Annotated in this window: 13 protein-coding genes; 5 read left to right on the forward strand and 8 right to left on the reverse strand. The window is 37.0% G+C overall.

Annotated features, from left to right (window positions below; translation table 11 throughout):
- Positions 1 to 12: 12 nt before the first annotated feature.
- From QF044_RS11810 to QF044_RS11840, 7 genes are all read right to left on the reverse strand, one after another.
- Positions 13 to 711 carry an urease accessory protein UreF gene (locus tag QF044_RS11810; RefSeq protein ID WP_307267357.1) on the reverse strand — a complete coding sequence of 233 codons (699 nt, stop codon included), beginning with the start codon at positions 709 to 711 and terminating at the stop codon, positions 13 to 15.
- On the reverse strand, positions 704 to 1,213 hold the full coding sequence (ureE, locus tag QF044_RS11815; protein ID WP_307267360.1) for an urease accessory protein UreE: 510 nt from the start codon (positions 1,211 to 1,213) through the stop codon (positions 704 to 706). Before ureE ends, QF044_RS11810 begins: the two co-directional genes overlap by 8 nt.
- Positions 1,203 to 1,877, reverse strand: coding sequence for a hypothetical protein (locus tag QF044_RS11820; RefSeq protein WP_307267363.1), 675 nt, complete (start codon positions 1,875 to 1,877; stop codon positions 1,203 to 1,205). Before QF044_RS11820 ends, ureE begins: the two co-directional genes overlap by 11 nt.
- Before the next feature lie 47 nt (positions 1,878 to 1,924).
- The gene (gene ureC / locus QF044_RS11825; protein ID WP_307267365.1) at positions 1,925 to 3,646 is read right to left on the reverse strand and encodes an urease subunit alpha; all 1,722 of its coding nucleotides are present in this window, start codon (positions 3,644 to 3,646) and stop codon (positions 1,925 to 1,927) included.
- A 2-nt stretch (positions 3,647 to 3,648) separates the two neighbouring features.
- Positions 3,649 to 4,017, reverse strand: a complete 369-nt coding sequence (ureB, locus tag QF044_RS11830) for an urease subunit beta (protein ID WP_307267367.1) — start codon at positions 4,015 to 4,017, stop codon at positions 3,649 to 3,651.
- A gap of 13 nt (positions 4,018 to 4,030) precedes the next feature.
- The gene (gene ureA, locus QF044_RS11835) at positions 4,031 to 4,333 is read right to left on the reverse strand and encodes an urease subunit gamma (protein ID WP_307272006.1); all 303 of its coding nucleotides are present in this window, start codon (positions 4,331 to 4,333) and stop codon (positions 4,031 to 4,033) included.
- A gap of 155 nt (positions 4,334 to 4,488) precedes the next feature.
- Entirely contained in the window at positions 4,489 to 4,848 is a 360-nt protein-coding gene (locus QF044_RS11840) for a hypothetical protein (RefSeq protein ID WP_307267370.1), read from the reverse strand.
- Positions 4,849 to 5,252: 404 nt separating this feature from the next.
- Here QF044_RS11840 and pruA point away from each other — a divergent pair, with 404 nt between their 5' ends.
- The 3 genes from pruA (at position 5,253) to QF044_RS11855 (ending at position 7,760) form a co-directional block, all read left to right on the forward strand.
- Positions 5,253 to 6,878, forward strand: a complete 1,626-nt coding sequence (pruA, locus tag QF044_RS11845) for an L-glutamate gamma-semialdehyde dehydrogenase (RefSeq protein ID WP_307267372.1) — start codon at positions 5,253 to 5,255, stop codon at positions 6,876 to 6,878.
- 226 nt (positions 6,879 to 7,104) lie between these two features.
- The gene (locus QF044_RS11850; protein ID WP_307267375.1) at positions 7,105 to 7,320 is read left to right on the forward strand and encodes a cytochrome C551; all 216 of its coding nucleotides are present in this window, start codon (positions 7,105 to 7,107) and stop codon (positions 7,318 to 7,320) included.
- 230 nt (positions 7,321 to 7,550) lie between these two features.
- The gene (locus QF044_RS11855) at positions 7,551 to 7,760 is read left to right on the forward strand and encodes a hypothetical protein (RefSeq protein ID WP_307267377.1); all 210 of its coding nucleotides are present in this window, start codon (positions 7,551 to 7,553) and stop codon (positions 7,758 to 7,760) included.
- A gap of 640 nt (positions 7,761 to 8,400) precedes the next feature.
- Here QF044_RS11855 and QF044_RS11860 read toward each other — a convergent pair.
- Positions 8,401 to 10,002, reverse strand: coding sequence for a helix-turn-helix domain-containing protein (locus tag QF044_RS11860; protein ID WP_307267379.1), 1,602 nt, complete (start codon positions 10,000 to 10,002; stop codon positions 8,401 to 8,403).
- 296 nt (positions 10,003 to 10,298) lie between these two features.
- Here QF044_RS11860 and QF044_RS11865 point away from each other — a divergent pair, with 296 nt between their 5' ends.
- Positions 10,299 to 10,535, forward strand: a complete 237-nt coding sequence (locus tag QF044_RS11865) for a thioredoxin domain-containing protein (RefSeq protein ID WP_307267381.1) — start codon at positions 10,299 to 10,301, stop codon at positions 10,533 to 10,535.
- A 7-nt stretch (positions 10,536 to 10,542) separates the two neighbouring features.
- Positions 10,543 to 11,460: a thiol:disulfide interchange protein gene (locus QF044_RS11870; protein ID WP_307267384.1), complete on the forward strand. Its 918-nt coding sequence runs from the start codon at positions 10,543 to 10,545 to the stop codon at positions 11,458 to 11,460.
- Positions 11,461 to 11,479 lie beyond the last annotated feature (19 nt).

An 11,479-nucleotide genomic window follows, 5' to 3' on the forward strand; every position in this document is an offset into this window, starting at 1 on the left:
AATATTTATTTTCTAAGACATATAAAGTCTTGAATAGAGCCTCTCATGCTGCATGCATCTGATATCAAAGGCTGTATTGCAGAGTCCTACCATATCTCTATCCAATTCTATGGTTTCGTTGGCTGTTTTTTCCATCACAGGATACAAAGAGAAAAGAATATCCTGACCGTCCAATTGTCCCAGTGGAACCAATTTTACAGCATTGGTGATCATTCCGGCTACCGAAGTGTGATAAAATCCAAGCAATGCTTCGTATAAGGGAATTTTCATTAAATAAGCATAAACTCCGAATACAATACAGTAATGCGAATTGGCTTCCCGGTTTTGAACTGCTTTTTCAAAGGCTTCCATAAAGGGGAAATGTTCTCTTCTTTTAAAGATCTTGATCAACCTTAATCCTAGTTTCTGGCTGGCCTGGCGGATTTCTCTTGGACATTTTATGGCATTACATTCATTATCAAGGCTTAAAAGCAATTCCAGATCATTGTCTTCTGCAGCCTGATACGCCAGTTTTACAAAAGCTCCGTCATTATATTTAAGGTTATACCGAAGCATATTTTCAACAAATTCCTTTGCAGTCTGCAGGTTGCTGACAATTCTTTCCTGTACGTAAGTTTCAAGCCCGTTGGAATGGCTGTAACCACCGATCGGAAGTGTAGGATCTGACAAATGAAGCAGTCCTGAAAGAAAGTTTAGGTTTATATTATTCATCTTTTGGAGCCGCCATTTTTAAGATTTTAGTAAAAATTGAAGACCCAAGATTCCCGTGTCCGTGAGGTTCTACATTAGATTTGAGAAGGTTCAGCAGCTTAACCGTCTTTTTTTCCGGTTTAAATCCACTTGCTTCCAGCCATCTGAACATCGGCATTTCAAAAGGGAGCAATACCTGATTATCCTGAATAAAAAGCGGAATATGCTTGTTTCCAATCTCATAGCAAACAGTTCCCATTTCGAGCAGAGAAGCCGGTGACATAACAATGGCTTCTGTTTCGAGAACATTGACGGCAATGATTTTTTGATCATCTTCAAAAAGAATATCTCCTTCACGCAAACGTTGTCCTTCACGGAGGAACTTAATGGCGATATCTGTTCCCATTCTGGTTTTTTTACGCTGAATTCTTTTCGTGGTTTCAAACCATTCCAGATCAATAAAATCAACGGGTTTTGCAGTCGGGTTTTGGGAGAGGTTACCTATTGTTTCGTTAATTATCATCTTTTTTTGATTTTTTTCTGAAGTCAAGGTTTTTGGAAATTCCTACTCCGAATGTTGAACCGCTGATTCCGGCGACAGAAGTCTTCGTCCAGCCTTCTTTTGTTTTGGTCTGAAGCATTGAAAGTTCTGCAAATTTAAATTTCAGAGCCCAGCCTCCACCCAGAACAATACCAATCAAAGGATAGGCGCGAAGACGGTAGCCATTAAAGTTTTCCATTGATGCTGCTGCTCCTGAAACCTGTTGTCCCCATACATAATGAGCGTCCACCTGAGCAATCAGCAAGAAATATTTTCCAAGCGCTAATGACGGACTGTACCAAATTCCAGCTTCATTTTGTTTATATACAACAGTGTGGTCAACAGCATTCTGCGAGTAAGCGTAATTTATTCCAATAACATCATTATTATTAATAAAATAGCCCAGTCCAATTGGTGCACTTGAAACAGTACTACTGGTACTGGAAGGTGTCGTGATTTTTGAATAATCTAATGACCCGTAAACCATAAATTGTCCTTTTGGTCCTTCTTCGTCACTTTTCAGTCTTCTTCCTCCCAGAAATTGGGCTTTCGCCTGCCCGGAAAACATAGACATTCCGGCTACGGCAAGGGAAAACACAGTTTTATTTAAGTTTTTCATTTTAATCTGTTCAATGTTAGTTATCATTCAATTTTGAAAAGGCCCGGCCTTCACTGAGCCTTAAAAACTCAAGATTAAAACAAGTAATACAGCTGTGTTAAAGGAAGTTTTTCCGCCGGCTCGCAAGTAATGTACTCACCGTCTACCGTAACTTTATAGTTTTCAGGATTAACTTCAATTACAGGTGTTTTATCGTTGTGGATCAAATCCTTTTTAGAAATGTTTCTACAGTTTTTCACCGGAAGGATCATTTTTTCCAGTTTATAGGATGCAATTGTTCCGTTGTCGATAGAGATCTGTGAAACGAAATTGGCACAAATTCCGAATTTTGCTTTTCCATGAGCCCCGAACATATTCCTGTAAATAACGGGCTGTGGTGTAGGGATAGAGGCATTTGGATCACCCATTTTAGCAGCAATTACAAAGCCTCCTTTTACGATCATTTCCGGCTTTACTCCAAATAATGCAGGCTTCCAGATCACAAGATCGGCTAGTTTCCCTTCTTCAAGGGATCCCACATATTCTGAAATACCATGTGCGATTGCTGGGTTGATGGTATATTTTGCCACATATCTTTTGGCTCTGTAGTTATCATTTTCAGCGTCTTTATCTTCTTCCAAATTCCCTCTCTGCTCTTTCATTTTGCTTGCTGTCTGCCAGGTTCTTGTAATCACTTCACCTGGTCTTCCCATCGCCTGTGAATCTGAACTCATGATGCTGAAAACTCCCATGTCATGAAGAATATCTTCAGCTGCAATGGTTTCAGGGCGAATACGTGAATCAGCAAAGGCTACATCTTCAGGGATATTTTTGCTTAAATGATGACATACCATCAGCATATCAAGATGCTCATCAATGGTGTTTATCGTATAAGGACGTGTAGGATTTGTAGAAGCTGGCAATACATTGGGATACATGGCTGCTTTGATGATATCCGGAGCATGACCTCCTCCGGCACCTTCTGTGTGAAAGGTATGGATTACCCTTCCGTTGATGGCTCTCATGGTATCTTCAAGGAAACCTCCTTCATTCAGGGTATCGGTGTGGATAGCCACCTGAACGTCATATTTATCAGCAACTTTCAATGCGGCATCGATGGTTGCTGGTGTTGCCCCCCAGTCTTCATGAATTTTCACACCCAAAGCGCCTGCTTCTACCTGTTCTTCAATAGGTTCTTCCGCAGAGCAGTTTCCTTTCCCGAAGAAGCCAAGGTTCATAGGATATTCTTCAGCGGCTTCGAGCATTTTCTGCATATTGAATTTCCCCGGGGTAACGGTAGTCGCATTGGTCCCGTCGTTTGGTCCCGTTCCTCCGCCGATCATTGTAGTGATTCCGCTGTATAAAGAGGTTTCGATCTGCTGTGGACAGATGTAATGGATGTGAGTGTCAATTCCTCCCGCTGTCACAATATACCCTTTCCCACCATGCACTTCTGTTGAAGCTCCGATGATCATGTTTGGAGAAACTCCATCCATGGTATCTGGATTTCCGGCTTTTCCGATGCCTATAATTTTACCGTCTTTGATCCCGATATCTGCTTTTACAATTCCCCAGTGATCAATGATTACCGCTCCGGTGATACAAAGATCCAGAACACCTTCATCTCTTTTGGCAGTCACGTTTTGTCCCATTCCGTCACGAACGGTTTTTCCACCTCCGAAAACAGCTTCGTCTCCGTAATGGGTGAAATCTTTTTCTATTTCAATGATAATTTCAGTATCTCCCAGTCTGATCTTATCGCCAGCTGTAGGACCTAATATATTGGCATATTGTTTTCTGTCTATGGATAAGCTCATGTTTATTGATTTTTAAAGTTTAAATCTTCAGCTTTGGCAAGGCTGGCTTTTTTCTGATCTTCGGAATCAACCTGTCCGTCAACAAGATTGTTAAAGCCCATTGCTTTTTTGATACCGCCTATTTCTACCAATTCAACTTCTTTTTCTTCTCCCGGTTCAAAACGTACAGCGGTACTTGCCACAATATTCAGTCTTTTTCCAAAAGCTTTTTCGCGGCTGAAGCTCATGGCTTTATTCACTTCAAAGAAATGGAAATGCGAACCTACCTGAATAGGGCGATCTCCTGTGTTGACTACTTTTATTTTAACTGTTTCTCTGCCTTCATTGCAGATAATAGTCCCTTCTTTTACAAATATTTCTCCTGGTATCATAATGGAATAGGTATTAACGGATTGGGTTGTGTACGGTAACCAGTTTGGTTCCGTCGGGAAAAGTGGCTTCGATCTGTACATCGTGAATCATGTCTGAAACTCCTGGCATGACATCATCTTTGGTTAAAAGATTCGCTCCTTCCTGCATCAGTTCAGCAACTCTTTTTCCGTCTCTGGCTCCCTCAAGAAGAAAGTGACTGATAAGTGCTATTGATTCTGGATAGTTTAGTTTAAGACCTCTGGCCTTTCTTTTTAGAGCAAGCTCGCCTGCAAGGAACAGCATAAGCTTTTCCGTTTCTCTCGGTGTTAAGTGCATTGTATTGTATTTTAAATTGGATATAGGGAAATCCTGTCCGTCTTTCAAAAAAGACAAATAGATGGTTTTAAACCTATTAAAAACAGGAAATTGAATTTTAGGAATCTGTATTTATATACAAATCCTGTGAATTGTGTTATGAATTGGAAAATATATTAGCAGTGTGCAATCTGCAGAGAATGATACAGGATGTATCTTGGTGCCGTAATGTATGCAAAGTTTTGAACAGGTGCAGCTTTTGTATTGTGAGGATAATCTGGAAAGAAAAAGTTCATCCATTGCTGGGTGATTACGGAATAATCGAATTTTATTTTTTCAGGATTACCTGAGTCCTGTGCATCCTGATCCGAAACACTGTAAATCTCCGGCTGACCCTGCTGGTCTGCATGTTTAGTAAGGTATGATTTTGAGAATGTATCAGGTATTGACTGAGCTTTCCCTTTACCTGCAAAAAAGCCTGCACATAAAGCGGAAAAAAATAGTACGAAAGAGAATAATAGGATTCTGGTTTTCATATCAGTCATTGATGGTGTAAAATTAGACAATCCCATATCCCGAAGCTATCAAAAATGTCATTTAAAATGTTCAAAATCGAGACAAATGCAGTTTCTCCCCATTTATCATTCTCCCGTAAACTCCCATGTTATAAGCATTTAGAGAAACCACTCAACTACAACAAGTAATTCAGTGTTTTAAATAATGTAAATATTCTAAATTTTTCTAGTGCAAGTAAATTTTTTAAAGATTGAATAAAAAAACACATAAAGCCCTTATTCCTTATTTCCACATTTGGGAATTTCTTAAATATAAAACAGTGATAAATTTCATTTTATAAGGAAGAGCGATTTTTTTTGTTTGCGTTAATTATTGTAAATTTGTATACCAACATATTTATCAATTTAAAATAATACAACATAATATGTCAAAAGCAATTTCGCAAGTACCATTTGCAGTAAACGAGCCGGTAAATTCTTACGCACCGGGATCTCCAGAAGTTAAAAGCCTTATCGCCACTTACAAAAAAATGTGGGCTGAGAAGACAGAAATTCCAATGTTTATCAATGGAAAAGAGGTGAAAACTGACGAGAAAGTGCAGCTTCAGTCTCCTCAGGATCATGCTCATGATTTCGGATTTTACTATAAAGGTACCATGCAGCATGTAGATGACGCTATCAATGCGGCACTGGCAGCTAAAAAAGAATGGAACGAACTTGGCTGGGAACACCGTGCAGCTATTTTCTTGAAGGCTGCTGATCTTTTGGCAGGACCTTACAGAGATGTGATCAATGCAGCTACAATGATTGGGCAATCTAAGAACGTGCACCAAGCTGAGATTGATGCTGCGTGTGAGTTTATTGATTTCTTAAGATTCAACGTAGAATTCATGACTGAAATGTATTCTGAGCAGCCAGTTTCTGACGCTGGAATCTGGAACCGTGTAGAGTACAGGCCGTTGGAAGGATTCTGTTTTGCAGTAACACCATTCAACTTTACAGCGATTTCCGGAAACTTACCTACTTGTATGGCTATGCTTGGAAATGTAGTGGTTTGGAAACCTTCTGACAAGCAGGTTTATTCTGCAAAAGTGATCATGGATGTATTGATTGAGGCTGGTCTTCCTGCCGGGGTCATCAACATGGTATTCACAGATGGAAAAGAGACTGCTGAGAAAGTAATGTCACATCCTGATTTTGCAGGTCTTCACTTCACTGGTTCTACGAAAGTATTCCAGGGAATGTGGAAAATGATCGGTGATAATATTCATAATTACAGAACTTATCCAAGAATCGTTGGAGAAACAGGTGGAAAAGATTTCGTGATCGCTCACCCTTCTTCTAATGTAGAAGCGGTAGCTACTGCTTTGGTAAGAGGTTCTTTTGAATACCAGGGACAGAAATGTTCTGCTGCTTCAAGAGCTTACATTCCTAAATCTATTTGGGCTGACGTGAAAAAAGTAATGGAAACGCAAATCAATTCTATTAAAGTAGGTTCTCCTGAAGATCCATCTAACTTCGTTAACGCAGTAATTGATAAAAACTCTTTTGAAAAATGTAAAGGGTATATCAACAGAGCAACGGATTCCGGTGAAGCTGAAATAGCTATCGGTGGAAAAGTTGATGATTCTAAAGGATGGTTTGTATACCCTACGGTAATTGAAACCACAAATCCTCATTACGAAAGTATGGTAGAAGAGATCTTCGGACCTATCTTATCTGTTTATGTATATGAAGATCAGGACTGGAAAGAAACTTTAAAATTAGTAGATTCCACTTCTCCATATTCATTGACGGGATCTGTTTTCGCTCAAGACCGTTATGCAATCAATGAGGCTTTCAAAGCTTTAGAAAATGCTTCAGGAAACTTCTATATCAATGATAAACCAACAGGTGCCGTAGTTGGGCAACAGCCTTTCGGTGGTGGTAGAGCTTCAGGAACTAATGACAAAGCTGGTTCAAAAATGAACTTACTAAGATGGACATCTGTAAGAAGCGTAAAAGAAACTTTTGTTTCTCCAAAAGACTACAAATATCCTTACTTAGGATAAGATAAAATACTATTATTAATGATTGTATAATCTTTAATAAATAATAAGACCCTGGAATTTTTTCCGGGGTCTTTTTATGAATGATTTTAATAGCTTGCAAGTCATAATTCATTTTATTTATTTCCTCCCTAACATTTTTTAACAAAATTTATCTATGTTTTAATATTTTAAATAACCTTTTAGGAATAATTATTGAACTTTCAATAATACATTAAAATAAAATATTATGAAAAAGTTATTGTTAGCAGCCATAGGTTTAGGATTAGTAGTTGTGAGTTGCGGAACCAAAGAATCTACCATGTCGTCTAAGAGCTCGGATTCGACAGCAGTGAATACACAATCGGTACAACCAGCGGTAACGGATACAGTATCCCAAAGAATGAATCCTGATACCGTAAAGATCAAGACAGATTCAACGGCAGTAACAGCTCCGGCTAAATAGATACACACAAAGTTTAATTAAAAATGGAAAATCTGCAGATGAAAGCTCTGCAGATTTTTTTTATATGATAATTAAGGATAAAAACTAAAAACTTAGAAATTTCAGTTAAAATAAATCTTCAACCTCCTTATTACTTTAAAAATAATTTTTCTTTTTATTCTAACCTTCATTTTCATAAAGCTATCAATTTTCTTTATATTTGAAGGTATTAAACATCAAAATTAACTATTATGAAAAAATTATGGATTGGAGCTGTTCTGGGTTTGCTGGTTTTGGGAAGCTGCGCACAGAATAAAGAGAAAAGAGAAGAATTCAAAGATGAGCATAATAAAGATTCTCTGAGAAATAAAATGGGAGATTCCGCTGTTGCCAATTCTGAACCGGCTTCCACTTCTCAGGATACCATCAAAGTAAAAACCGACAGTCTGAAGACAAAATAAAAAACAAATCCGCAACATTGTTGCGGATTTGTACTTAAAAAAACTTGACTGAAAAAAACCGGGCAATCAACCCCGATTGTATGATCAATTATTGATTGGTCGTATATTCCGGACCAATATAATATTCATTGCCTAATAATAGATTTACCCGTGGCTTAATCTCAAACAATCTTCTAATACTAGTAAAAATCATCCGTTATATCTTCAGAAAGCCTTGGGGCGCCCATCCCCTCAGCTTGGATCGCTAGATTTTGATGTAACGATTCCTGATTATATTGGCACAGATAATTCTGTCTGCCTAAGCAGCATTTGATTATACAGATGTCAAAAATAAATGGGTATTTAGGTTGTTTCATCCACTTCAATGTCCAGCTTAAAGCTTTTAGATGCTTTAATATAAATACTGGGCAAATACTTATATCAGCTGGTCATTTCAGTATAGTGTTTTATTTGAACGCTTTTCTGCTTAAGGATTAAAAACAGATTAAAAATTGAGTGTTACGGGTTCCTTTAAAGCTTGCGCAAAGATATATAAGTGAAGGCTTTACCTAAAACAATAGGTTATCTGTTTTCATGAAAATGAAAAGACACAATGAAAAAACAGACTGTTTATTAATTGTTTTCAGGAAAATGAACATGTTTATCCGTTTAATTTTTCGGCATCCAGATATTTAATATAGGAAGAAGGGGAAAAATCTGTCACTGCTTTAAAAACAGATGCGAATTTGCTGTGTGAAGAAAAGCCGCATTCCTCTGCAAGGATGCTGATCTTATACTGCCTGTATTTCTCATCATTGATAAGTTTATCTACAATATAATTAATCCTTAAACGGTTTACGTATGTTTTGAAATCTGTATTTTTATGCTGATTGATCACATAGGACAGATATTTTGTATTGGTATTAAGTTCGGCAGCCAGGAATGACAAGGACATATTTTTGTTGTTATACAGCTCTCCTTTTTCAAATTCATCGAGAAGTTCCAGCAGTTTGGATTCTGTTTCGGAAGTCATTAAAGAGTCATTTCTCCGTTTGTCTGCAACTTTTTCCCTGTCATCTACTTCTTCCACTGAAATATTTGAAAAATCAGAATCTCCTTTTTGTTTCCTGGATAAAGGCTCACTCCTCACATTGATCATCTGAAGCTGGGTTCTTATAATATTTCTGAATTTAGAGCGTTGTTTTTTCTGTTTTACTTTGAAGAAAACAATGATTGCAATAAGGGAAACCAGAAGAACAATAATCGCCATATTTTTCACGATGCTGATCTGAGTCGTTTTTTTATTATGTTTCACTAAAACATCAGGGTTTTTAAGTGAAACTTCACGGCTCTTGGCTGCGAGACTGTCATAAGCTCTTACATACTTTACAGCATAAAGGGAGGCTTTGAAATTATCACCTGTTCCTTCATAATAATCATTGATATTGGAATAGACTGCTTTTTTCAGCTTAAAACTCTTAGAGCTATCTGCTATATTTTCTGCTTTTTTTAAATAGATTTCAGCTTCTTTCCAGTTTTCCTGCTTCATACGGATACCGCCCAAACCGTTATAAACAAGGCCCAGAATACAGCATTTTTCTTTGATCAGTGTTTCTGCTTTGTGGTAATAATTTTCTGAAACCTCATAATCTTTAAGCTTAAAATAAATCTCACCAAGCATTTGGTAGGAAGCGGCAACAAGTCGTCCATTATTTTGAAGATCATTCTTGCCAAATGAATCTAATGAAACTTCAATATATTTTATTGCATTCTGATACCCTCCCTGCTCCATTTCATAATAAGCCATTTCCTGATTCAGCAGTCCCAGTACGTGACCTTTCTTTTGAGAATTACTGATATTCTTTGCAGCTTCCAGACCCTCCCGGGTATATTTTTTTGATCTTTGGTAGAGCCCCACCAGGCGGTATTCTTTAGCAAGAAATTCGTTGACACGGGCAGACCATTCCGCATCATTGGCCTGAATCAGAAGAGAATGGGCATTTTCGCCATAGCATATAGATTTTTTGAACTCACCTGCATAATGATAAAGCTGGGCAGAAAGTATGAGGCTTTTGACTTTCTCTAAAGGTTTCTGTGCAGACATATACAGTGAATCTGCTATTTTTAGAGATTTGGGAATGTCTTTTCGCATCACCTGAACGGATGTTCCTTCACATACCTGATCAAAGCTAAAATTTGTCTGACCCAGGACAGGACCAGCAGTAATGAATAAAAACAAAAGTTTCAGCAGATGCCTCGACATAAAAAAATAAATTATTATCTGGATTTTATAATAATTCATCATTTTCATGGGGTATCTTTTTGTTTTTTACAAAGTTACTAATATTTTATTTTTTAATAAAATATTCTTCAATTATTTAATTTTTTTACCCTAAAAACTTATTAATATAAATTTTAATCATTAAAAATTAATAATAACTATTCAAATCATTAACCAAATCACACATGTATGAAAAATAAAATATTTGAAATTATTTTTAATATGCATCAACTTATATGTTCACATAATTATTACATTTGTAATCAATAAAAAGTTTTATGAAAAAATTAGCAATATTTTCTTCATTATTTATAGCTGCACTAGCATGGGCACAGGGAATTAAATTTGAAGACAGCAATTTCGCTACTATTCTGGCGAAAGCAAAAAAAGAGAACAAACTTATATTTATAGACGCTTATGCCTCATGGTGCGGACCTTGTAAACTGATGGTGAAAAATATTTTTCCGCTTCAGACGGTTGGAGATTTTTACAACTCTCATTTCATCAATTGCTAAAATAGACATGGAAAAGGGAGAAGGAGTTGGTCTTGCAAAAAAATATAACGTAAAGGCATTTCCTACTTATCTTTTCATTAATGGCGACGGAGAGGAAGTACACAGAACCTTAGGCTATGTGGAGGAAAAAGATTTCATCCAGTTTGCTAAAGATGCAGAAGACCCTAATAAAAGACTTACTGCATTAAAGCAAAAATTTGAAAATGGAGAAAAAGATCCTGAATTCTTAAAAAATCTTGCGGGATTAACTATCTATAATGATTCTGAATTTGCAGGAAAAGTACTGGACCGTTATTTCCAGCAGAAAACCAGCTTCGATCAGGAAGATGTACAAATGCTCCTGTCCGGTACTTCAAGTACAGAAAGTCCTCTGTATAAAATTTTTCAGACTAAAAAAGCGGAGATCATCAAAATTTTTCCGAAAGATAAATATGAGAAATTCGATAAAAATATAAAGCTAAACACTGTTCTTAAAAAGTCGTACAACGCTGATAAAAAATCGTGGAATGACAGTTACTTTTTAACGGAAAGCCAGAAATTTTTAACAAAAGACGAATCTGAAAAGATCCTAAAAAGAGCAAAAGCAAACAGGGCTTTGAAAGATAAAGATATCCCGACTTATGAGAAGCTGACACTGGAGCTTTATAAAGATTCTTCTGCAGCAAGTTCAGAAGAGTTAAATTCTCTGGCCTGGAATTTTTTTGAAAATGTAAGCAATAAAGCTTCGCTGGAAAAAGCGGTTGCCTGGGCACAAGAATCTGTAAAAAAGGATGAAAATTATGCCAATACAGACACTTTAGCTAATCTCTATAATAAAATAGGAGACAAAAAGAACGCAAAAATGTGGGCTGAAAAGTCAATCGGGTTGGCTAAAAGCACGGGACAGGATTCTACGGATACTGAGAAATTATTGAAAAGTCTTTAATAGAAGATTATAAATGAAA

The organism is Chryseobacterium sp. W4I1 (genome assembly GCF_030816115.1).
In the GTDB taxonomy this organism is placed as follows: domain Bacteria; phylum Bacteroidota; class Bacteroidia; order Flavobacteriales; family Weeksellaceae; genus Chryseobacterium.

What these genes read in the sequence shown, in the direction of transcription:
- QF044_RS11810 (WP_307267357.1), bottom strand. Translation starts at nt 711, where the DNA reads ATGAATAATATAAACCTAAACTTTCTTTCAGGACTGCTTCATTTGTCA.
- ureE (WP_307267360.1), bottom strand. Translation starts at nt 1,213, where the DNA reads ATGATAATTAACGAAACAATAGGTAACCTCTCCCAAAACCCGACTGCA.
- QF044_RS11820 (WP_307267363.1), bottom strand. Translation starts at nt 1,877, where the DNA reads ATGATAACTAACATTGAACAGATTAAAATGAAAAACTTAAATAAAACT.
- ureC (WP_307267365.1), bottom strand. Translation starts at nt 3,646, where the DNA reads ATGAGCTTATCCATAGACAGAAAACAATATGCCAATATATTAGGTCCT.
- ureB (WP_307267367.1), bottom strand. Translation starts at nt 4,017, where the DNA reads ATGATACCAGGAGAAATATTTGTAAAAGAAGGGACTATTATCTGCAAT.
- ureA (WP_307272006.1), bottom strand. Translation starts at nt 4,333, where the DNA reads ATGCACTTAACACCGAGAGAAACGGAAAAGCTTATGCTGTTCCTTGCA.
- QF044_RS11840 (WP_307267370.1), bottom strand. Translation starts at nt 4,848, where the DNA reads ATGAAAACCAGAATCCTATTATTCTCTTTCGTACTATTTTTTTCCGCT.
- pruA (WP_307267372.1), top strand. Translation starts at nt 5,253, where the DNA reads ATGTCAAAAGCAATTTCGCAAGTACCATTTGCAGTAAACGAGCCGGTA.
- QF044_RS11850 (WP_307267375.1), top strand. Translation starts at nt 7,105, where the DNA reads ATGAAAAAGTTATTGTTAGCAGCCATAGGTTTAGGATTAGTAGTTGTG.
- QF044_RS11855 (WP_307267377.1), top strand. Translation starts at nt 7,551, where the DNA reads ATGAAAAAATTATGGATTGGAGCTGTTCTGGGTTTGCTGGTTTTGGGA.
- QF044_RS11860 (WP_307267379.1), bottom strand. Translation starts at nt 10,002, where the DNA reads ATGTCGAGGCATCTGCTGAAACTTTTGTTTTTATTCATTACTGCTGGT.
- QF044_RS11865 (WP_307267381.1), top strand. Translation starts at nt 10,299, where the DNA reads ATGAAAAAATTAGCAATATTTTCTTCATTATTTATAGCTGCACTAGCA.
- QF044_RS11870 (WP_307267384.1), top strand. Translation starts at nt 10,543, where the DNA reads ATGGAAAAGGGAGAAGGAGTTGGTCTTGCAAAAAAATATAACGTAAAG.